This window comes from Actinomadura barringtoniae (assembly GCF_017573505.1).
Lineage (GTDB): Bacteria > Actinomycetota > Actinomycetes > Streptosporangiales > Streptosporangiaceae > Spirillospora > Spirillospora barringtoniae.
In genome coordinates this window covers 124,063-144,517 of the sequence record NZ_JAGEOJ010000007.1, presented here as the reverse complement: position 1 = coordinate 144,517, position 20,455 = coordinate 124,063, and the positions used below count along the sequence as shown (strand labels likewise).

At 68.7% G+C, this 20,455-nt stretch carries 19 protein-coding genes and 1 riboswitch; of the genes, 7 read left to right on the top strand and 12 right to left on the bottom strand.

The window, feature by feature from the left end; translation table 11 throughout:
• Window positions 1-25 precede the first annotated feature (25 nt).
• Window positions 26-1,651 (bottom strand): C2 domain-containing protein, encoded by a 1,626-nt coding sequence (locus J4573_RS18280; protein WP_208256866.1) that lies wholly within the window; start codon window positions 1,649-1,651, stop codon window positions 26-28.
• Window positions 1,652-1,811: 160 nt separating this feature from the next.
• Here J4573_RS18280 and purS point away from each other — a divergent pair, with 160 nt between their 5' ends.
• The 4 genes from purS to purL all read left to right on the top strand — a co-directional run bounded on the left by purS (window position 1,812) and on the right by purL (window position 6,667).
• Entirely contained in the window at window positions 1,812-2,054 is a 243-nt protein-coding gene (gene purS, locus J4573_RS18275) for a phosphoribosylformylglycinamidine synthase subunit PurS (RefSeq protein WP_208257237.1), read from the top strand.
• Window positions 2,055-2,377: 323 nt separating this feature from the next.
• Window positions 2,378-2,830: an ATP-binding protein gene (locus tag J4573_RS18270; protein ID WP_208256864.1), complete on the top strand. Its 453-nt coding sequence runs from the start codon at window positions 2,378-2,380 to the stop codon at window positions 2,828-2,830.
• Between the two features lie 95 nt (window positions 2,831-2,925).
• Complete coding sequence (purQ, locus tag J4573_RS18265; protein ID WP_208256862.1) at window positions 2,926-3,606, top strand: phosphoribosylformylglycinamidine synthase subunit PurQ; 681 nt, start codon at window positions 2,926-2,928, stop codon at window positions 3,604-3,606.
• Window positions 3,607-4,378: 772 nt separating this feature from the next.
• Complete coding sequence (gene purL / locus J4573_RS18260; protein ID WP_208257236.1) at window positions 4,379-6,667, top strand: phosphoribosylformylglycinamidine synthase subunit PurL; 2,289 nt, start codon at window positions 4,379-4,381, stop codon at window positions 6,665-6,667.
• 140 nt (window positions 6,668-6,807) lie between these two features.
• Here the strand turns inward: purL and J4573_RS18255 are convergent, their stop codons facing one another.
• From J4573_RS18255 to J4573_RS18245, 3 genes are all read right to left on the bottom strand, one after another.
• Window positions 6,808-7,734, bottom strand: a complete 927-nt coding sequence (locus J4573_RS18255; RefSeq protein ID WP_208256861.1) for a coiled-coil domain-containing protein — start codon at window positions 7,732-7,734, stop codon at window positions 6,808-6,810.
• A gap of 3 nt (window positions 7,735-7,737) precedes the next feature.
• Window positions 7,738-7,912, bottom strand: a riboswitch (cyclic di-AMP (ydaO/yuaA leader).
• Window positions 7,913-8,075: 163 nt separating this feature from the next.
• The gene (locus tag J4573_RS18250) at window positions 8,076-9,242 is read right to left on the bottom strand and encodes a S8 family peptidase (RefSeq protein WP_307796686.1); all 1,167 of its coding nucleotides are present in this window, start codon (window positions 9,240-9,242) and stop codon (window positions 8,076-8,078) included.
• A gap of 159 nt (window positions 9,243-9,401) precedes the next feature.
• Window positions 9,402-11,399 (bottom strand): serine/threonine protein kinase, encoded by a 1,998-nt coding sequence (locus J4573_RS18245; RefSeq protein ID WP_208256860.1) that lies wholly within the window; start codon window positions 11,397-11,399, stop codon window positions 9,402-9,404.
• 169 nt (window positions 11,400-11,568) lie between these two features.
• On the opposite strand from J4573_RS18245, the gene J4573_RS18240 reads away from it, so the two are divergent.
• Both J4573_RS18240 and J4573_RS18235 read left to right on the top strand, forming a co-directional pair.
• Window positions 11,569-12,009, top strand: a complete 441-nt coding sequence (locus J4573_RS18240; RefSeq protein WP_208256859.1) for a sterol carrier family protein — start codon at window positions 11,569-11,571, stop codon at window positions 12,007-12,009.
• 72 nt (window positions 12,010-12,081) lie between these two features.
• Complete coding sequence (locus J4573_RS18235; protein ID WP_208256858.1) at window positions 12,082-12,714, top strand: LamG domain-containing protein; 633 nt, start codon at window positions 12,082-12,084, stop codon at window positions 12,712-12,714.
• Here J4573_RS18235 and J4573_RS18230 read toward each other — a convergent pair.
• The 8 genes from J4573_RS18230 to J4573_RS18200 form a co-directional block, all read right to left on the bottom strand.
• Complete coding sequence (locus J4573_RS18230; RefSeq protein ID WP_208256857.1) at window positions 12,704-13,072, bottom strand: DUF4190 domain-containing protein; 369 nt, start codon at window positions 13,070-13,072, stop codon at window positions 12,704-12,706. The two genes, J4573_RS18235 and J4573_RS18230, sit on opposite strands and share 11 nt — an antisense overlap.
• 157 nt (window positions 13,073-13,229) lie before the next feature.
• Entirely contained in the window at window positions 13,230-14,375 is a 1,146-nt protein-coding gene (locus J4573_RS18225) for a site-specific integrase (RefSeq protein WP_208256856.1), read from the bottom strand.
• On the bottom strand, window positions 14,353-14,532 hold the full coding sequence (locus tag J4573_RS18220; protein ID WP_208256854.1) for a CopG family ribbon-helix-helix protein: 180 nt from the start codon (window positions 14,530-14,532) through the stop codon (window positions 14,353-14,355). Before J4573_RS18220 ends, J4573_RS18225 begins: the two co-directional genes overlap by 23 nt.
• A gap of 155 nt (window positions 14,533-14,687) precedes the next feature.
• A complete protein-coding gene (locus tag J4573_RS18215; protein ID WP_243773256.1) occupies window positions 14,688-14,960 on the bottom strand; it encodes a helix-turn-helix domain-containing protein in 273 nt (90 codons plus the stop codon).
• Window positions 14,961-15,032: 72 nt separating this feature from the next.
• Window positions 15,033-16,874 carry an FtsK/SpoIIIE domain-containing protein gene (locus tag J4573_RS18210; RefSeq protein ID WP_243773206.1) on the bottom strand — a complete coding sequence of 614 codons (1,842 nt, stop codon included), beginning with the start codon at window positions 16,872-16,874 and terminating at the stop codon, window positions 15,033-15,035.
• The gene (locus J4573_RS18205; RefSeq protein WP_208256851.1) at window positions 16,871-17,206 is read right to left on the bottom strand and encodes a hypothetical protein; all 336 of its coding nucleotides are present in this window, start codon (window positions 17,204-17,206) and stop codon (window positions 16,871-16,873) included. Before J4573_RS18205 ends, J4573_RS18210 begins: the two co-directional genes overlap by 4 nt.
• A 27-nt stretch (window positions 17,207-17,233) precedes the next feature.
• Window positions 17,234-17,365, bottom strand: coding sequence for a hypothetical protein (locus J4573_RS55380; RefSeq protein ID WP_279575508.1), 132 nt, complete (start codon window positions 17,363-17,365; stop codon window positions 17,234-17,236).
• A gap of 241 nt (window positions 17,366-17,606) precedes the next feature.
• Window positions 17,607-17,804, bottom strand: coding sequence for a hypothetical protein (locus J4573_RS18200; RefSeq protein WP_208256849.1), 198 nt, complete (start codon window positions 17,802-17,804; stop codon window positions 17,607-17,609).
• A 927-nt stretch (window positions 17,805-18,731) separates the two neighbouring features.
• Here J4573_RS18200 and J4573_RS18195 point away from each other — a divergent pair.
• Window positions 18,732-20,216, top strand: coding sequence for a helix-turn-helix domain-containing protein (locus J4573_RS18195; protein ID WP_208256847.1), 1,485 nt, complete (start codon window positions 18,732-18,734; stop codon window positions 20,214-20,216).
• The last annotated feature ends 239 nt before the right edge of the window (window positions 20,217-20,455 follow it).

Below are 20,455 nucleotides of genomic sequence, written 5' to 3'. Positions count from 1 at the left end.
TTCGCGGGAGAGGGCGCGGGGGCGCCTACTCGCGGGAGAGGGCGCGGGTGGCGCCGGCGGCGACGGTCAGGCCGAGGATGAAGCCCGCGACGACGAGCACGTTCGCGATCCATTGATAGACGCCGGACGGCGCGTACTCGGCCTCCTGCCCGAGGCTGCCGATGGGCAGGAGCAGGTCGAGCGTGTAGAGGAACGCGTTGAAGTGCGGGTGATGCCCGTCGTCCAGGACGCCGGGCTTGTGGATCGAGAAGACGATCGTGCCGAAGGCCAGCAGCCCGAACAGCCAGCTCGCGGCGCGGAACGGCCGGTAGCCGTAACCGATCAGGAGGTCCTGCGCGTATCCGACGATCTTGCGGGCCGGGCCCTGGTTGCTGCGCCGGTCGCGGGCCTTGGCCAGCAGGACCGTGCGGCCGTCGGCGTCCAGGCCCAGCGTGCGGTACGTCTGGGCCAGCCGCTCGTAGGGCTGCGGCGCGTAGCCGGTGTTGTCGGTGTCCAGATGCAGCCACGCCAGGCGCTGCTTGGCCGGCATCGGAGGGTCGAGCGTCTCGTACTGCAGCCCGTCCAGCTGGAGCCGCGTCGGCCAGGTGTTCTGGTCGTCGCGGAGCAGGTTGATCTTGGCGTACGAGAGGTCGGCCAGGCCGTCGATCTGCTCGGCCGGGCGCAGCAGCACCTCCTCGGCCTGGATGCGCTGCAGGTTCAGGGCCGTTCCGGACTTGTTGTGGAGCCGGGCCCCGCGCAGGCTGAGCTGGCCGGTGATGCGGGCCCCGGCGAAGCTCACCGCCCCGGCGGCGCTGAACCCGTCGGAGCAGTAGACGTCGGTCTCCACCGCCAGGTCGTCGGCGTTCAGCGCGGTCCGCTCGGGGTGGGACAGGTCGGCGCCGACGAACGACAGGTATCCGCCGACCCGCGCGCCGCGCAGCCGGATCTCGCCCTGCGCCGAGAACCCGCCGTCGCAGAACACGTTCGCGGCCACGTCCAGGCGGCTGGCGTACAGGGCGGAACCGGAGGGGTTGTGCAGCCGGGCCTGCCGGAAGATCAGCTGTCCGCCCACGCGGGCGCCCGGCAGCCGCACCTCGCCGTTCGCCACGAAGCCCTGATCGCAGTAGACGTTGGCGTCGACCGTCAGCCGGTCGGCCAGCAGCGCGTCCCCGCCCTGGTTGACCAGGTGGACGCCGGACATGTTGAGGATGCCGGTGATGTGCGCCCCGTCCAGCCACAGCCCGCCCGAGACCCGGCTGCCCTCCAGCCACAGGTGGCCGTCTATGCGCGTGCCGGACGCGACCAGGCCGGGCAGGCGGCAGTGCATCAGGTGGACGCTGTTCATCGTCGCCCAGTACAGGTGCGGGGCCTCATCGAAGGAGCACCTGGTGAGGGCGAGCGGGACTGTCACCTCGGCGTGGCCCAGGTTGAGCGCCCCGGTGATGCGGGCGCCGGTGAGCCGCAGCGCCGCGACCTCGCCCGGCGTGCGCTCGACTGCCCCGGCCAGCAGCGCGACGAGCACCTCGGCGCGGACCACCCGGTCCTCGCTCCACCGCTCGGCGAACGCCGGGTCGGTCTGGCCCGGGTCGGGGCTGGACAGGTCGACGGCCTCACCGCTGGGGAACGCCTCCCACAGGCGGCGCTCCGGTGGCGACAGTTCCTCGATGTTCATCGAATCGACTCCGGGGGAGTGGGCTGGAGCAGGAGGTGCCGGGCCGGGCTGGAACAGGGGGTGCCGGGCCGGGCCGGGCCTGGGGTGGAGCTGCAACAGGTTATGGTGCCGTACGCTTCAAGACCGTAAGGGAAAAGTGCTGATCAGTGAGGGGGCGATCGTGGCGCGCGTCGTCGTCGACGTCATGCTCAAGCCGGAGATTCTCGACCCCCAGGGTCAGGCGATCGCCCGGAAGCTGCCGCAGATGGGCTTCGAGGGCGTTTCGGCGGTCCGCCAGGGCAAGCGGTTCGAGCTGGAGCTGGACGGGCCCGCCGACGAGGCGGCGCTGGAGCAGGCCCGCAAGATCGCCGACACCCTGCTGGCCAACCCGGTCATCGAGACCTACGAGGTTCACGTCCTCTAGGCCCGGGTACGGATTCTCCGGGGAACAATGCGATCCCGATCCCGCGAATGAAGCGTGGGAAATAGCGGGACGGATGGGCCATGTGATGGGCGCCACAATTGGCGCGTTCCAATCGGCCGCCAATCCTGCCATTGTTCGTGGGGCTAATCTTTTTACGCGCTATCTGTGCGTCACTTGGCACGCCGACATGCAGGGTTCATGAAAGAACCAGCAACTGTAGCGATTACGCCAGTTATCGCCGGGGAAGTCTTAGCTTCGTCGAGCCACGAGTCGTCCAGGGTCGCGGCCCGACCGGGGTGCCAGGCAATGACACGAGGTGGCCGGTGGATCTGAAGCTCTCGCTAGCGCTGCCCCACGAGGCGCTGAGCGTCCCGGTGATCCGCCGCGTTCTGGGGGACGCGCTGCGCGGACTAGGGGTCAATGAGGACTGCGTCGCGGATATCCTCGTCGCCACTTCGGAGGCGTGCACCAATGTGATCCAGCACGCTCGCTCGGGCGGCAATTACGAAGTGGTCGGCCTGGTCGACGACGACGTCTGCGTATTGAAGATCATGGATTGGGGTCGCGGGCTGCGCCGCGCGACGTCCGCCGATGACCTGGGAACTTTGAGGGAATCGGGCCGCGGGCTTAAGATCATGCGGGCGTTGGTGGACGACCTCAGCATCGACTCCACCCCCGACCGGGGCACGGTGGTCCACCTCAGGAAGCGCCTGACCTGGCGCGATGAGGCCCTGATTCGGCGCCTCGAACGCCAGCTCATGCACAGCGCCGGGTAGATTGGGACGCGCGCGGGGGGATCTGGCGCGCATCGGTGAGCGACGGACTACGGACCGTCGATTCCGGCCGCCCTCATTTCGGAGGAACTGTAGAGATGGACGCTGCCCGGGTGGGGGTCATCACCTTCCCTGGTTCTCTGGACGATCGTGACGCGGCACGTGCCGTGCGCCTGGCCGGCGCGGAGCCGGTCGCGCTCTGGCATGCCGACCACGACCTGCAGGGCGTGGACGCGGTCGTCCTGCCCGGTGGGTTCTCGTACGGCGACTACCTGCGGGCCGGGGCGATCTCGCGCTTCGCGCCGATCATGACGGAGCTGGTCGCCGCCGCGGGCGACGGCCTGCCAGTGCTCGGCATCTGCAACGGCTTCCAGGTGCTGTGCGAGTCGCACCTGCTGCCGGGCGCGCTGCTGCCGAACGCGGGCCTGCACTTCGTCTGCCGGGACCAGCGACTGCGCATCGACAACGCCGGCACCGCCTGGACGTCGGACTACCGCGAGAGCCAGGAACTGGTCGTCCCGATCAAGAACAGGGACGGCCGCTTCACCGCCGACCCGAAGGTCGTCACCGAGCTCGAGGACAGCGGCCGCGTCGTCGCCCGCTACCTCGACCTCAACCCGAACGGCTCCCTGAACGACATCGCCGGCATCTGCAACGAGGCCGGCAACGTCGTCGGCCTGATGCCGCACCCCGAGCACGCCGTGGAGTCCCTCACCGGGCCCTCCACCGACGGGCTCGGCTTCTTCACCTCGATCGTCAAGAGACTGGTCAACGCATGAGCGAGCTGGAGCGGCGCGGCGCCGCCTGGACTGAGGAGCGCAGCGACGAGGGAAGGCGGCGCCAAAGGGCGCCGCGCAAGCGAACGGACAACAGAGCATGAGCGAGCAGCCACCCGACTCCGGCGCCCCCGAGGGGGGTCGCCGCCCCGGCGAGCACGAGCCGACCCTGGAGTGGTTCGCCGACCTGAAGAGCGACGCCGACGACCCCGAGCTCCAGCCCGTCGACCCCGCGGTGACCCAGGCCTTCGAGGCCATCATCGAGGAGGGCGACAAGGAGGAGGCCGCCGGCATCGCCATCCCGGCCGTGCCCGGCGAGATCGTTCCGACGCCCGCGGCCGCCGACGCGTTCGCGCAGGCCATCGCCGCCGAGCGAGCGGAGCCCGGCGCGTCCGGCTCGTCCGCCGCTTCCGCCGGAGCTTCTGGATCCGCTGGGGCCGCTGCGCCCGCTGCGCCCGCTGGGTCCGCCGAACGAGCCGAGCGCGTGGAGGAGGGCTCGCCCGACGAGGCCGCCGCGACCACGAGCCAGGCGCTGAACGTTCTCACCGACCTGGCCGTGGACCCCGAGCTCGGCGCTCAGCTCAAGGCCGGCGGCGACCCCGCCGACGTTCCCGAGCCCGAGCCCGCTGGAGAGCCCGAGCCCGCGCACGCCGCCGAGGCGCCCCCGGCCCCCGAGGCCGAGACCGCTCCCGTTCCGGCTGCGACCGAGGCCGAGCCGCCCGCGCCCGCGGACGAGTCCGGCGAGCGGGAGCCGGCGCCGCTGGCGCCGTCCGCGATGACGCCTCCGGTGGTGCACGAGACCGACACGGTCGCGGCCGCCAAGGTCACGCCGGACCGGCAGCAGCCGTACGCCGAGCTCGGCATGAAGGACGAGGAGTACCAGCGCGTCCGCGACATCCTCGGCCGCCGTCCGACCGCCGCCGAGCTGGCGATCTACTCGGTGATGTGGAGCGAGCACTGCTCGTACAAGAGCTCCAAGGTGCACCTGCGCCAGTTCGGCGACAAGGCGCCCAAGACCGACGCGCTGCTGGTCGGGATGGGCGAGAACGCGGGCGTGGTCGACGTCGGCCAGGGCTGGGCGGTCACCTTCAAGGTCGAGTCGCACAACCACCCCTCCTACGTCGAGCCCTACCAGGGCGCGGCGACCGGGGTCGGCGGCATCGTCCGCGACATCATGTCGATGGGCGCGCGTCCGGTAGCGGTCATGGACTCGCTGCGGTTCGGGCCCGCCGACGCGGCCGACACCCAGCGCGTGCTGCCCGGCGTGGTCGCGGGCGTGGGCGGCTACGGCAACTCGCTCGGCCTGCCCAACATCGGCGGCGAGACCGTCTTCGACGCCTGCTACGCGCAGAACCCGCTGGTCAACGCCCTGTGCGTGGGCGTGCTGAAGCACGACGACATCCAGCGCGCGATCGCCCCCGGCCCGGGCAACCGGGTCATCCTGTTCGGCGCCGGCACCGGCCCCGACGGGATCGGCGGCGCGTCCGTGCTGGCCTCGGCGACCTTCGACGACGAGTCGCAGCAGAAGCGGCCGAGTGTTCAGGTCGGCGACCCGTTCATGGAGAAGCTGCTCATCGAGTGCTGCCTGGAGTTGTTCCAGGAGGACCTGGTGGTCGGCATCCAGGACCTCGGCGCGGCCGGGGTCTCGTGCGCGACGACCGAGCTGGCCGCGGCCGGCACCGGCGGCATGCACGTGGAGCTGGACTCGGTGCCGCTGCGGGACGCGACCCTTCGCCCTGAGGAGATCCTCATGAGCGAGTCGCAGGAGCGCATGATGGCCGTGGTCGAGCCGGAGAAGGTCGACCGGTTCATGGAGATCTGCGGCCGGTGGGAGATCCCGGCGACCGTGATCGGCGCCGTGACCGACTCCGGCCGCTTGGTGATGACCTGGCGCGGCGAGACCATCGTCGACATCCCGCCGGGCACCGCGGCAGACGAGGGCCCGGTCTACGAGCGGCCGTACGAGCCGCCGGCCGACCTGGGCGCGCTGCAGTCCGACACCCCGGGCCGCCTCACCCGCCCGGCCAACGCCGACGACCTGCGCAACACGGTCCTGTGGCTGGCCGGGTCGCCGAACCTGGCGAGCAAGACCTGGGTGACCTCGCAGTACGACCGCTACGTGCTCGGCAACACCGTGCTGGCGATGCCCGAGAACGCGGGCGTCGTCCGCATCGACGACGAGAGCGGCCTGGGCATCGCGCTGTCGCTGGACGGCAACGGCCGCTACACCCGGCTTGACCCGTACGCCGGGGCCCAGCTCGCCCTCTCCGAGGCGTTCCGCAACGTCGCCGCCACCGGCGCCCGCCCGCTGGCCGTCACCAACTGCCTCAACTTCGGGTCCCCCGAGGACCCCGGGGTCATGTGGCAGTTCGCGCGCGCGGTCGAGGGCCTGGCCGACGCCTGCCAGTATCTGGGCACGCCGGTCACCGGCGGGAACGTCTCGTTCTACAACCAGACCGGCAGCACGCCGATCAACCCGACGCCGGTCATCGGCGTGCTGGGCGTCCACGACGACGTCCGCCGCCGGGTGAACATGTCGTTCTCCTCCGAGGGCAACGTGATCGCGCTGCTCGGCGAGACCCGCGAGGAGTTCGGCGGCTCCGAATGGGCCCACGTGGTCTACGACCACCTGGGCGGCCTGCCGCCGCTGGTCGACCTGGCCGCCGAGAAGGCGCTCGCCACCGTCCTGGTGACGGCCGCCCGCGAGGGCTTGGTCACCGCCGCGCACGACGTGTCCGACGGAGGCCTTTCCCAGGCGCTCGTCGAGTCCTGTCTGCGCGGCGGCCTCGGCGCCAAGATCACGCTGCCCGGCGACCCGTTCGTCTCGCTGTTCAGCGAGTCGGTCGCGCGCGCCGTCGTGGCCGTACGGCCGGGCGCGGAGGCCCGCCTCCAGGCGCTCTGCGAGCAGGCGGGCGTGCCCGTCAGCCAGCTGGGCGTCACCGGCGGTGACTCTCTCGCCATCACCGGCCGCGGCCCCGAGGGCGACCAGCAGGAGCTGTTCTCCATCCCCCTCGCCGAGCTCCGCGAGGCCCACGAGCGCACGCTCCCCAGCTACGCGGGCTGAGCCGCGTGCGCTGAGCGACGCGGGCTGACGAGCCCCAGAAAGCGCCGAGCGCCCGATCACTAGGGAAGGTGATCGGGCGCTTCGCTGTCCGCCAGAGGGCTCTGAGAGCCCCCTGAGGCCCTGAGAAGACGGCTGCGACCTTAGAAGACCGAGATGTGGACGTGGTCGTAGTGGTTGGCGGTCACGCCGCCGCGGTTCTCCATGGCGCGCCAGCCGGGGCTGCGCATGTCGTAGATGCGCTGCCGCCAGATGATGTACTTGATGCCGAGCTTGCTCGCGTTGGAGATCGCGAACGCGGCGGTACGGTCGCCCAGGTCCTTGGCGGCCCCGGCGGCCATCGTTCCGCCGGTGGTGACCATGAAGTCGCAGGCGTGGCCGGTGCCGTGGTCCTGCGGGTCACCGGTGCTGCGGAAGCAGCCGATCGTGGGGAACGGTCCCATCTCCTGGTCCACGATGTCGTGGACCTTCTTCATACGGGCCGTGATGCCGCCCATGCCGACGCTGGGCGACTCGGGCTTGTACTTCTTCAGCAGGGCCTTGACCCGGGCCTTCTGCTTCACCAGGTCCTTGATCTCGCCCTCGAGCTCGTCGATCTTCTTCTCGGCGTCGCGGCGGGCCTGCTCCTGCGAGGCGACCAGCACCTGGATCTGCTTGACCTTGCCGGCCTGGTTCTGCGCGACGTGGCTGACGAGCGAGGCGTTGTTCAGCACAGTGGACGGGTCGTCGCTGGACAGGGCCGTGACCGACGGGTCCGCGCCGTTGCTCATGTACTGGGAGGCCGCCATCTGCGCGACCAGGGCGCGGGCGGCGGTGAGGTCCTGCTTCAGGTCCTGCGACTTCTTCAGCGCCTGCTTGACGGCGAACTGAGTGTCCTTGAGCTTGGCGAGGTCGCCCCCGTACGCCTTGTCGAGCCTCTCGATCTGGGCGTTCAGCTTGCTGACGCGGCCGCTGTCGCCGGGGTCGGCCTGGGCGGAGGGCGTCGCGCTCGCGAGCAGGGGCGCGGCCGCGGCGAAGCCCACGAGGGCGAGCCGGGCACGGCGCCATCGGGTGGAGGTGGGGGTCTCCACGTGTCTCCTTCTCCTCGATCGCCTACCGGGTTAGCTGACGGGTTCGGGCCGGGAGTCTGCCCTACCGCGACCGCTGGGTGCGCTGCGGATTCACCCCTGGTACGTACGGCATGGGGCCGTTCGTTGAATGGGTCCCCGGTTCCCGCGCGGCATTCGCGGGATTCGGCTGTCCGGCCAGACTGCCCGGCGGCGCCGGAGCGAGTCATTGACCGAATGCCATTGAACTGTAAAGAACCGCTCGTTACCTCGCCAAGAGTAAACCGTGGTGGCCGGCGAAGCGGCTGGTAGGCCAGAGAAGCCCGGCCCCCTGCAGGGAGCCGGGCCGTCTCATGTGGCCATCGTCACAGGGTGCCCTTGTAGAGGAGCAGGTTCGGGGTGCCCTTGGGCAGGTGCGTGATGCGGTTCTTGGTGGCGTTGGTCTTCAGCCACTTCTCGACCTGGGCGAAGCTCGCCTTGCGGTGCCCGGCCAGGTAGAGGGCCGCGACGCCGCTGACGTACGGGGTGGCCATCGACGTTCCGTCGAGCCTGGCGGTGCGGTTGCCCGGCCAGGTGGAGACCACGGCGTGGCCCGGGGCGTTGATGTCCACGCACTTGCCGTAGTTGGAGAACGTGGGGCGCGAGTCGGTCTTGGTGGTGGCGCCCACGGTCATGACCACGTTCGCGCCCGCGGGAGAGCTGTTGCAGGCGGGCGCGCCCTCGTTGCCGGCCGCGACGGACACGAACACGCCCGAACGCGACAGGTTCGAGACGGCGATGTCGAGGGCCTGTGACTTCGGGCCGCCGACCGAGATGTTGGCGACGGCGGGCTTGGCGGCGTTCTTGTGCAGCCAGCGGACCGCGGCGACCACGTTCGACATCGGGCCGGTGCCGTCGCAGCCGAGCACGCGCAGCGCGCGGAGCTTGACGTCCTTGGCCACGCCGTAGGTCTTGGAGCCCAGGATGCCCGCCACGTGCGTGCCGTGGCCGTTGCAGTCGTTGCCGTCCTTGTAGCCCGGGGCCTTCCAGGCGATGGAGGCGCGGCCGCCGAAGTCCTTGTGCTTGGTGTCCAGGCCGGTGTCGATGACGTAGGCGTTCACGCCGCGGCCGAGCGCCTTGTAGTTGTAGCGCTTGTTCAGCGGCAGCTTGCGCTGGTCGATCCGGTCCAGACCCCAGGTCGGCCCGATCTGGGTGCCCGCGACCTTGACGATCTGGTCCTGCTCGATCGCCGCGACCTGCTTGTTGCGCTGCAGCTTGGACAGCTGGTCGGAGGTCAGCTTGGCCGCGAAGCCGTTCAGCACGCCGTCGAACTGCTGGACCGCGGAGGCTTTGACCTGCGCGGCGGCCGCCGACGTGGAGGCGCCGTCCTTGAGCGTCACGATGTACTGCCCGGCGATCGGCGTGCCCTCGGCCGCGGTGACCTGGACCAGCGACGGGTCCGGGCCGTCGGCGAGGACGGGCAGTGCGGCGGCGGCGCCGAGGCACGCGGCGATCGAGCCGGCCATCAGCAGCTTTCGGGGGGCAGCCCGCACGGAGGGACTCCTTACGGTCGCGCCGGTGGACCTGAGGGGAGAAGATCCAGGGAACCGACAGAGAGGCACCTTAGTGGATCTGTCCTGATATCCGCAGCTAGGCCCGGCAATTCGGACTTGACCGGGCAAGGTCGGGCTGGACCCGGCCCCCGGCTTTGGTCAGCCCTTCACGAGCTTGCCCTGGTAGCCCGCCGGATTGCTGGGAGCCGTCCACGCGTAGTTGAGCGACCCGTCCGGCTGCTTGACGACCTGGACCGTCCCGCTGTGGCACGGCTGCCCGATCGTCAGCGACATCTGGAGCTTCTGGGTCGTGCCGCTGTTCAGCGCGAGGTTGCCGACGCAGTTGTTCTGCGGGTAGCGGGCCTGGGCGACCTTGCTCCCCACCTGGAAGGTGACCTCGATCGGGAACGAGGCGTGGTTCTTGGCGTTCACCGCCGTGCCCCGCCAGGTGCCCGCGAACGTCTCGGGGATCGCCGTCACCGGCGAGTTGTTCGGCGGCGTGGAGGGCCCCGGCGGCTTGGAGGAGTCGTCCGAACCGCCCTTGAGCTGCGGGCCGAGCACCAGCGCGATGATCGCGACGCCGACCAGCACGCCGATGACCACCGACGCCGCGACGCCCAGCACGTGGTTGTCGGGCCTCTTGATCCCCGACGGCCACGGGATCCGGGACGTCTTCGGCACCGACAGGATCGCCGTGTGGCCGTGGTCCTGGCCTCGTCCCTGCCCGTATCCCTGCCCGTGTCCCTGTCCGTCGTCCTGGAGGTGCCGCTGCGCCCCGGTGTCCATGCCGGGGATCAGATGCGGCCGGCGTTCACCGTCGTTGCGCTCGGCCGGCTGCGGCGGCTCGATGGCCCGGCGCGATCCCGGAGGACCGAACGGCCCGGCGGATCCCGGCCCCTGAGGTCCCTGCGGCCCTTGCGGCCCGTTCGGGCGGGGCGGGCCGGGCGGCGGTCCGAGCGGCCCGTTGGGCCCCTGCGGCCCGTTGGGCCCCTGCGGCCCCTGCGGCCCTTGGGGGCCTGGCTGGAACGGCCGGCTCTGCGGCCGTACGCCGTTGGACGGCGCGGTGATCGGGGGTGCGGAAAGCATCTGAGTGGACTGAGCCGACTCGTCCACAGGCGCTGGGGGAAGAGCGAGGGAGTTCCGCGGGCCGACCGGGGTCTCGGGAGCCGGGGCGGGATCTGGGGCCAGGGTGGGAGCGGGAGCCTCGGGAGCAGGGGGAGCCTGTACGTCCTCGACCATCGGCTGAGGCGCCTTTGGAAGAATGACGGGTGCGGCGGGTGCGGTGCCCGTGGCGAGGGCGCGGCCCTCATCGACCATGGACTTCGGCAGCTGGGAGGCCAGCGGCGCGTCCTCGTCCAGGAGGCGTTCAAGAAGCTCGGCGGAGGTCGGGCGGTCGCCGGGTTCCTTGGCCAGGGCGTCCGAGACCACCTCGCGCAGGCTGTCGGGCACCGGGGTCAGGTCCGGGTCGTCGTAAACGATCCGCTGCATGACCTCCGAGGGGCTGTCGTCCCCGAAGGGCGCTTCCCCTGTCGCGGCGAACAACACCGTGGCGCCCCAGGCGAACACATCCGCGGCAGGACCGATGTCCACCCCGCGAAGCTGTTCGGGAGCCTTGTAAGCGGGGTCGTCGGAAACCCGGCCGGTCGGCGCGGCCGAGACCTCGTCCAGGGCGTGCGCGACGCCGAAGTCGGTGACCCGGGGTCCGCTGCGGCCGAGCAGCACGTTGCCGGGCTTGAAGTCATGGTGAACGGCCCCGGCGCGATGAATGGCGGCCAGAGCGATCGCGATGCCGACGGCCAGCCGTTCGGTCACCGCGGGACCGCGTGGGCCCTCTTCCAAAACAAGCTGCTGCAGCGAGGGGCCGTCGACGAACTCGGTGACCACGTACGGGCGGTCGCTCTCCACGTCCGCGTCCACGATCCCGGCCGTACAGAAGCCCGAGACCTTCCGCGCCGCGTCGAAAGCCGCCGCGAACCGCGACCGGGCGGCGGGCTCGCCGCTCAGGCGCAGGTGCAGGAGCTTCACCGCGACCGAACCACCGGCGGGGCTGTTGCCGCGGAAGACGGCGCCCTGTTCGCCCACGCCGAGCCGGCCCGTGATCTCGTAACCGCCGAGGCGATGCGGATCACCGGGCTGCAGGGGCAAAGCCTCGGCCATCTAAACGAACCTCCGTGTCGTCCCGCCGGGTCGGTCGCCCCGGCCGGCCCCCCGATCACTTTTCCGCCCCCATGTCGGCACCGGGGTCCTTTTTACCGGGTGAAGCCCGGTTTTGGTGCCTGAGACGGACGGAAGGCCACCCTCCGGTCACGCGGTAGCCTCGGTGCCGATGCCCCGTACACGCCTCTCCCGCGCCGTTCTGGACGAGCAGCGGGCCGCGCTGGGCCTCCCGCCGTACGCCGGAGAGGACGAGCCCGCCGCGCTGCGCCGAGCCTCGCTCGACACGGTGCTCGCCGCCCACGAGGCGGGCGCGGAGCCGGCCGGGCCGGTGGTCAGGGGAGCCGTACGCCACCTGCTCGACCGTCTCGCCGAGCTGGCGCCCGGCAAGTCCGTGGAGGTCCGCGTCCCTCCACACGCGGCCGTCCAATGCATCGACGGCCCGCACCATACTCGCGGAACCCCCCCGAATGTGGTGGAGATGGACGCTACCACCTGGATTCGGCTCGCCACGGGCCGCTTGACCTGGCCCGAGGCGATCGCCGAGAACCGCGTCCGTGCCAGCGGCTCCCGCGCCGACCTGTCGGCCTACCTGCCGCTGCCCCCGAACTGAGATTCGGGTCTTTACTCGGCTCCCTCGCGCTGCGACGGTGGGGGCACCGAGATCGGGGCGCACGGAGATGCCATGCTCATCGCGCACTGGACGTTCGACGTCAGCGACATCGACGGCCGCAAGGTGAAGGACGCGAGCGGCGGCGGCCTGGCCGCCGAGCTCGACGAACACGCCGAGATCGTCCCCGGCCGGGACGGCGAGGTCCTGTCCTTCGACGGCAACGCCCAGGCCACGGTCGCCGCCGCACCCCAGCTGGTCCTGAGCCAGATCTTCGGCTTCAGCCTGACCTTCTTCGTCAAGGTCACCGGCGAGCCCACCGGCGAATGGCGCGGCCTGGTCTACAAATCCGTGGCGATAGACCACGACGCCAGGGCCGTCGGCCTATGGCTCTACCCCGACGCCCTGCGCCTGCGGGCCCAGCTCTTCACCATCAAGGGCCCCGAGTACATCGACAGCAGGGCCCGCCTCCACCTGAACGAATGGACGCACATCGCGTTCGTCGTCGACACCGACGGCATGTTCCTCTACGTCAACGGCAACCTCGACGTCGCCGTCCCCCTGGAACACGCCGTGGTGACCCCCGCGGGCCCCATCTCCCTAGGCGCAGAGCCCGGCAAACCAGGCCTCACCGGGGAACTGGACGACTTCCGCGTCTACTCCTCGCCCCTGAACGAAGAGGCCGTACGCGCCCTGGTCACCGCGTAGAAGCATTGTCGGCGAACGGAAACTCCCGTTCCACACACTGCCTCCTGGCCGTGTCATCGGGGTACTTGTGCCTGTCGGCACACTCCGCCGCCTTGTTCAGCAAGAAGAAAATGGCGACACCCCCGATCACCAAGGTCGCCGCCGAGCAGACGACCCCCGCGATCGCCATGCTCCGGGCTTGCCCCCGTACGGCGGACACGACCCCGAGCACGAACCCGACGAGCGCCACCACCATCCCCGCTCCGCACAGCGCCAGCGCGGGCAACCCGACGATCCCGAGCACCAGGGACGCGACCGCCAGCCCCTTCCGCTCGGGGGCCGCGGGCGGCGAGTAGGTCTGGTACCCCGGCATCGTCATGCGTTCCTCCCCCAAGTCGCCCCCTCAGAGTCCCGTGCCACCCCACTGCCCCGCCGACGCACGGGGTAAAGGTCGGTTGAAGAAACAGACCCGGTCACGTCCTGACCTGGGGCGAGCAGGGGCCAATCCGGGAGCACGCCCACACTTAGGTGGACTTCTAGGCGGACTTCGGGGCCTTGCTCTTGAAGATGAGGTTCATGTGCTCGACGCCATCCCGGATCTCCGGCTTGAGTTGATGGCGGTAGACCTCTTCGGTGATCTTCGTCGACTTGTGTCCGACGAGCTTGCTGATCGTCTCGATCGAGACGCCGTGATCGCTCATGAGCGACACGAAGGTGTGGCGAAGCTCACGCGGACACCACTCGTCGCCGACGAGTCCGGCGGCGTTCAGGACCTTCCTGAAGAAGTAGCGGATCGAGTTCCCCGTGTACGGGGTTCCGTCCTCGTGGCAGAACACCAGATCGTGATCTTGGTAGGTCTCTCCGGCCTGAAGGCGTTCGGCTGCCTGCCTCGTGCGGAGAGCGCGGAGCGCTTCGACGGCCATATCGGCGAGCCCCAGGCCGCGACGGCTCAGGAGTGTCTTGGTCTCGCCCTTGTGGCGGTCAGCGCGCAGTACGTAGACGGTCGCCGAGTCGAGATCCACGTCGCTCCATTTGAGCGGGCGTAGTTCCTCGGTACGCAGCCCGGACGTGACCGCGAGGATCACGTACGCGCCGAGCCTGTGCTCTGGCTTGGTCGCCTCCGTCAGGAGGGCGTCTGCCTGTTCCAAGCTGAGCGACTTCGATGGCCGACCGTCCTTGCCGACAGGGGTGTCGACGAGTTCCGCCACGTTCCGGCCGACCTTGTCATGCCGCATCGCGCGCTTGATGGAGCGCACGAGCAGGTTGTGAACGATGTTCAGGGTGGACGTGGCGAGGTGTTTCGTCCGCCCGTTCAGCCACTTCTCAACGTCGTCGGCTGAGAGATCGGTGAGCGGGATGCGGCCGATCAGGGGGATGATCTGCCCATCGACGAGCGTCCGGTACGTCTTCTTGCTGGAGTCCGACCGGTCCGTCGTCGCGAACGCCGCTAGGAAGTCGTTCACCGCGTTCTCAACGCGGTAGTTGGGTGCGGGCTTGGCGCCCGTCTCCAACTCCCTGACGGCCTTGATGAGCTTGTCTCGGACTTCGGTCCTGTTCTTGCCCTTCCGCTTGAGCCTGTTGCGCTTGCCGTTCGGCTTGAAGCCGAGAGACAGGGCGCCGGTGTAGCCGTCGCCCTCTCGATAGATGCTGCCTTCGTACTTACCGATCAGGATCTTTGCCAAGGGATCCCTCCTCGTGTCGGTCGAGGTACTCCTTGATCGCTTTCCTGATGACCCACGACACGGGGCGTTCCTGCGATTCGGCGTACGCGACGAGGCGGTTCTTGAGTTCCGCGTCCACGCGCGCCGGAGGCAGGGTCGTCGTCTTGTCTTCGGCCATGTGAGTGACTCCTCTCGTTCGGGATGTTCATGTGCTTGCCGAGGTGAGAGCGCACTCGCGTCGATGGAGTTATCAAGAAGCGGAACCCCGGGACCTTTCCTTCGGGACGAGTCCCGGGGCCATGTAGAACACCGTAGCAACGTGTGCTACAAGCGTCAGCTTTTCTCGTCGGCGGATTCCAGTGAGGCGATGAACTCGGCCAGGTGCCGGTCCGTGATGCGGCGAAGCTTTCCGATCTTGATGCTGTGAAGCTGGCCAGTGCGGAGCAGGAAGTAGACCTTGTCGCGTCCGATCTGGAGGGTCTCGGCGACCTGTTCGACGGTGTAAGCCTGCACGTTCACCTCCTTGCCTCCCGAGTCATGCTCGGGTCTTGTCGGGGCGTCGCGTTCTCCTCTCGGTGGTGACGTTGCGTATTCGTCCACGTCCATGTCCACGCTCTATCTCCGTCCCTTACGTGCAGACACGCGCGTGCGGACGTGGACGTGGACAATCACGGACGGTCACGGCTCGGTGGGTTGAGTGGCGCGCCAGCGTCCCCGGCTGACCTGGCAGGCACGCCGCTCGGCGGCGAGTTCCTGGAGGCGGTAGTAGACCCACGAGCGGCCCATGCCCGTCGCCGTCATGAGATGGGCGATGGGGACTCCCTCGTCCGGAGCACCGGCCAGCATCGACCACAGGACGCCCTCAGGGGCCTTGTCGTCGCCACCCTGTCCCTGCCGTTCACCGGCACCGGGTGAGGCGTCTACGGGCGGCTCAGCGCGTTGGCTGCGTGGCTGGTCTCGCTCGGCTTGGAGCGCACGCCGTGACACCTCATCGAGTGGCGGACGCCAGACGGTGTGCTGGCTGGCCGTCGCGCTCACGGCCTCGTCGGTGAGGAGGTACGCGCGTGCGCGGCGCGGGGTGTCGTGTTCGGGTGCGGAGATGAGGAACTTGCCGGGCGCATTGAGCGTGTGTGCGTGCCATCCGGCGCTGAGCATTCCTTGCCCCAGGATGAGGTCGACGTCTCTGCGCTCACGCACTCGGAAGCTGAGCCGTACGTCCATCTGGGAACGGAGAGCGCCCCTGCCCATCGCCTTCTGTGTCGGGCGTTGTGTGGCGGCGATCAGTTGCACCGCGACGGCACGTCCGCGACGGCCGATCGAGTCGGCATCACTGATCGCGTCGGGCGCCTCGTCGGCGAGTTCGGCGTACTCATCGATGAGGATCACGAGGGCGGGCATATCGGATGTCGGCTCCCACACGCGTTGTCCGTGTGCGGCGAGCCATTCAGCGCGCCCCTCCAGGATGGTCACGGCGTCGCGTAGGAGCGCGCTTGCCTGTTCGGGATTGGTGGCGAGGCGATCGATACAGGCCGACCAGGGTTGGAGCTCCATCCCGCGCTTGAGGTCGATCGCCCAGATCACGGCGTCCGTGCAGGCCGAGAGGTTGCCCATGAGGACGTTGATCACGCCGCTCTTGCCCGATCCCGTCGCTCCGCCGATCAGCCCGTGACGACGCTTGAGGTGGACCTGCGCAGGGGTGGCGTCCTCGAACGGCCCCAGGTCGATCGGTTCGGTGATGGAGGAGACTGATGGTCCCGGCCACGGGATCGCGTCGGCATGCGGGTCGATGTCCAGCACGCGCAGCTCGAAGCGGTTGGCCTTGTCATCGGGAGTGGGGTGGACGCGGACGGCGCCCCTGAAGGTCCCGAGCGCCGATTCCAGAGCCGGGATCTTCGCGGTCACGTCCTGGATGGTCTGACCGCGAGCCAGGCCGAAGCGGGCACGCCATCCCCACACGTCCACGACTGCGGACATGACGCGCGAGCCGTTGAGCCCGATCGCAGCGGAGATCTCCGGCCACGCGGCAAGCTTGCGCTCTACGCGCACACGGGCGCGCCGGCGACGGTGTGCCCACCAGGGAACGGCCAGCACTACGCCCCCGTACAGCAGCAGTTGAGGCAGCGGACGGAAGGACGGTCCGAGAGCCGTCCCTGCCGCAAGCCATGCCCCGACCGCCATGGCGACCGTGGCCGCGTAGACACGCTCGCTACGTCGCACGAGGCCCATGCGCTGACCAAGCCCCACGAGCGACGACGCGACGACAGTTGCGCTTGCCAGGAGCCAGGGCCACCACTGCGGGTGTGTGAGATGTAGAACCAGCGAGACGAGCACGGTCACCATCGCGAGGGTGAACGGGGCCAGCTCGGAGCGGTAGCGCCATAGCCACCGGCCGAACAAAACCGCGAAGACATCCGGCAGTGAGTCACCAGAGTTGATGACCACCATGGGCTGCATGCCGTAGCGGCGCATTCGGCGAGCGTTGCGGCGCATCTGCCTGGGCCGCATGTGTTCGGTCTTCATGGGCGGTCCCCGTCGGCCCACCCTTGCGCGCTCAACTCGTCACGCAGATACGAGCACGGGTCGGACTCAGCGTCGCGGTAAGCGGCCAGGGTGGCGCGAGCGGCAGCGGCGAGATTGGCGAGGTTGAGTCGGAGGGCTTCGATCTCGGCGCGCAGGTGCCGGATTTCTGAGATGAGGGCGGGAGTGTCGGTCAGCGTGGCGTTGATGCGTTCCCACTGTTCCGACAGAGGGGCGATGGACTCGGCAATTGCGGCGAGCGTTTCGCGTGCAGTGCGGTTCTTGGCCTTGGCCTCCTGGAGGTCATTGCGGGCGGGGTGCGGAGTGTTTGGCACTAGGCATCGCCTCCTTCGCTCGGACGGTCACGAATGCGTTTTGGGCAGCGCTTGGAGGATGGCGGCGACGATCCGGCGAATGTCCGGAGCGGCGGACGTGGCGGCGAGGAAGAAGCCGAACAACAGGCATGCCAGCGCTTGCCAGACGCGCAAACCCATATACCGCCACGCGACCCAAACCACGGCTGCCAGGACAGCGACCAACGGGACCGACACAGTCACAGTGGAAACTCACCCCCTCAGAACCAGAGATCGGGATAGCGAGACCCCTGCTTGCGGCGCAGCCAGCGAGCGCGGGACCGGCACTTGCGGCAGCGCCGGCTACCAGGCTCGATCCGTGCACCGCATGCGCACTGAAATCCGGTGATGACGCGAGGCATCCGCACGTTGCCCACCCAGATCACCTCCCGGCCTTGTTGCGGGCGGGAAGGTCGTCGCACGTCTCCGAGCGCAGAAGGCGCCGTGAGGCGCTGCCTGCGGTCGAGGTGCTTCCGGTCCGGTGTTCTTCGGCGTGGATGCCGATCACCAGCATCGCGAAGATTCCGCAGACCGTTCCGGCCAGGAAAACGGCGATGATTGCTGCGAGAACGAGGATCATGATGATCACTCCCTTTCACCAGTTTGGAACCTACGAATAAGAAAGTAGGTCTGGTGAAAGGGGTGGTCCCATCCCACGGAGTAATACTGCGGCGATATATATCGCCGTGCCATATCAGCGTGCGATGAGCACAGCGGCGATTAGATTGCCTGCCCGTACACGAGTCGGCACCACCACTCATAGGCAAGTCTCTGCCGAACATGCGGGGTCTCGTGCACGGCGGGATGCGCCGCGCTCACATCGGTACGGCGAATGAAGAACGCGCCGCCGAGCATGCAGAACTCGTACCAACGATCCCGGCACTTGGCGCAGGTGTGCTCATAGACCCGAACCGTCTCGGGACGATGGGCCCTGGTCCAATGCAGTGCCTCCGCACGAGCCCCAGGCGGCGACAGATGCCGCCCCACACACCCCTCCATCTCGGCATGTGGAGCAGTACGGCTGACGGACACACGGCCATCTAGGACACCCGCAGGCTCCGTCACTCCAGCCACCGAACGCCGTGGTCGTCGCGGTACCCCACACCGACCAACCCAAGATCGACGTACTCCAGGTTCCCCGTCCGGCTAGGCGTGACCTTCCGGACGCTTCCATGCGCACCCGCACCCGCGCGAGAGAGCTCGTCACGCACAACGGTGATCGCTTCCGACCGGTCATCGGTCACCCCACCCACGCCGTGCGCGGCGCTCTCCGCCTCAGCAGAGTCGGGGAACAGGACGTCCCACGAGTAGAGGGCCTGCGGCTCCCATGGACGCCGGTCTGACATGACCTGTCACGCTCCCGTCGCTCACCGTAAAGGGGGTCACGCGGGAGGCTCGCAGGCGCCTCAACCTTGGCAAATCTCATCGTGATATCGCACGATGTGATGGACTGGCGTCACTCGATCAGCAACCGCCCCCGCTGCGACACGGAACGGGATCGCGCACGATGCCCCTGGATGAGGCCGCTCTGAGGGAACTCCTCGAAGGAGTCTTCGCTCGTCCGGAGATGGAAGAGGCCTGCGAGCGTCGAGACCTTGGTGCGGTCATCCGCGTTCTCAACAAGTACGGGGTCAGCCAGGGAAGCATCTCCGTCCTCACCGGCATCGCCCAGGGCCGCCTCAGCGAGTACAAGAACGGCAAGCGCATACCCACCGCGCACACGACCTTCGAGTCGATGGCCGCAGGCCTGGGAATGCCGACTAACCTGCGCCGAGCGCTCGGCCTGGCTCCCGTCAACGAGCCCAACTGGGTAGACCACGCCAGCCGCGAAAAGAGCCTTCCCGCCGACGTAGCAACCAGCCAGGGCGAATGGCTCCATACACGCAGCCGCCTCAACGAGCACCGCTCAGACCTGACCCGGCTCGCAAGGGACCTCTACCCCTCAAACGCCCGCCTAGAAGGTACGGCCATCCTCATGGCCGACGGATGGCGCCCCGAAGAACCGATCGAGCTAGACGCCCTCAAACTCTCCCTAGCCGACACCACTCCCCACCCCCCAGTAACCGGAAAACAAGGCGAGACCAACCCTCTCCGCCCCCTCGTCTCCACAGGCAAGCGCTACGACTCCTACCACCGCGCGATGCGCGACCTAGCGAGCCCACGCCTGTTTGAGAACCGCGTCTGTTACCGGCTCCTGGACTTCGAACAGAGCGCAGGCGAGGGACAACTCTCCCTAGGCCTGATGCGCTACTTCGACATGATCGACGTAGGAGAATCCCTGGCGCACGAACTGGCGTCAGTAGCCGTCGGCCGCGACAACCTCACGCCCCACCGCGCCACATGGGCCAATCTCCCGTTCCGCAGGCTGGTCCGCGACCCCTTCGCGCTCCAGAACTACCCGCTACTGATCTCCATCAGCACCATGACGATTCGCCGTAGCAACGCAGGCGACACCTTCGTCATGCTGCGCCGCGGAGTGGAACGAGTAGCCATCGCCGGCGGCATGCTCAGCGTCATGCCGACAGGCGTCTTCCAACCCGCATCGCTACTCCCGGGAGATCCGTACCAGGACCTCAACCTGTGGAACAACATGATGCGCGAGTACAGCGAAGAGTTCCTAGGCAACCCCGAACACGATGGCAGCGGCGACCCCATCGACTACGACAACCAAGAGCCCTTCCGCTCCCTCAACCGTGCTCGCGACGCCGGAAAGATCCGCACCCTCTGCCTGGGCGTAGGCATCGACGCCCTCAACATGGTCGGCGACGTCTTCACCGTGGCCGTCTTCGACGCCGACGTCTTCGACGACATCTTCCGAGACCTGGTCGAAGACAACGAAGAGGGCTCCGTAGCCAGCTCCGGCAACAACCGCGAACACTTCGCCTTCGACGAGCAGACGATCACCCATCTCCTGGAGAACGAGCCGATCGCCCCCAGCGGCGCAGCCTGCCTAACCCTCGCCTGGCACCACCGCTCGGTGCTCCTCAGGTAACAGTTCTTTCGCCTGGATAGAACCGTCAGGTTGCGCGCGAACCTGGCAGTGCCCAGGAAGACGGTCAGCGAGTTGCCCCGCAGTCGTCGACCGCCGAGGCATTCCGTGGGCAATAGAAGATGAGATCGACGAGCGGCCCGGACCACCCGGGAGCGTCAGGCATTCGGTGAGTACGGCGGCCTTCGCACCTTGCCTCAGTCTGATGCGAACGAGCAACAGAACTAGGTGACGCGGGATAC

What these genes read in the sequence shown, in the direction of transcription:
- J4573_RS18200 (WP_208256849.1), bottom strand. Translation starts at nt 17,804, where the DNA reads ATGATCCTCGTTCTCGCAGCAATCATCGCCGTTTTCCTGGCCGGAACG.
- J4573_RS18245 (WP_208256860.1), bottom strand. Translation starts at nt 11,399, where the DNA reads ATGGCCGAGGCTTTGCCCCTGCAGCCCGGTGATCCGCATCGCCTCGGC.
- J4573_RS18230 (WP_208256857.1), bottom strand. Translation starts at nt 13,072, where the DNA reads ATGACGATGCCGGGGTACCAGACCTACTCGCCGCCCGCGGCCCCCGAG.
- J4573_RS55380 (WP_279575508.1), bottom strand. Translation starts at nt 17,365, where the DNA reads ATGGGTTTGCGCGTCTGGCAAGCGCTGGCATGCCTGTTGTTCGGCTTC.
- J4573_RS18195 (WP_208256847.1), top strand. Translation starts at nt 18,732, where the DNA reads ATGCCCCTGGATGAGGCCGCTCTGAGGGAACTCCTCGAAGGAGTCTTC.
- J4573_RS18215 (WP_243773256.1), bottom strand. Translation starts at nt 14,960, where the DNA reads ATGGACGTGGACGAATACGCAACGTCACCACCGAGAGGAGAACGCGAC.
- J4573_RS18210 (WP_243773206.1), bottom strand. Translation starts at nt 16,874, where the DNA reads ATGAAGACCGAACACATGCGGCCCAGGCAGATGCGCCGCAACGCTCGC.
- purL (WP_208257236.1), top strand. Translation starts at nt 4,379, where the DNA reads ATGACGCCTCCGGTGGTGCACGAGACCGACACGGTCGCGGCCGCCAAG.
- J4573_RS18240 (WP_208256859.1), top strand. Translation starts at nt 11,569, where the DNA reads ATGCCCCGTACACGCCTCTCCCGCGCCGTTCTGGACGAGCAGCGGGCC.
- J4573_RS18280 (WP_208256866.1), bottom strand. Translation starts at nt 1,651, where the DNA reads ATGAACATCGAGGAACTGTCGCCACCGGAGCGCCGCCTGTGGGAGGCG.
- J4573_RS18220 (WP_208256854.1), bottom strand. Translation starts at nt 14,532, where the DNA reads ATGGCCGAAGACAAGACGACGACCCTGCCTCCGGCGCGCGTGGACGCG.
- purQ (WP_208256862.1), top strand. Translation starts at nt 2,926, where the DNA reads ATGGACGCTGCCCGGGTGGGGGTCATCACCTTCCCTGGTTCTCTGGAC.
- J4573_RS18235 (WP_208256858.1), top strand. Translation starts at nt 12,082, where the DNA reads ATGCTCATCGCGCACTGGACGTTCGACGTCAGCGACATCGACGGCCGC.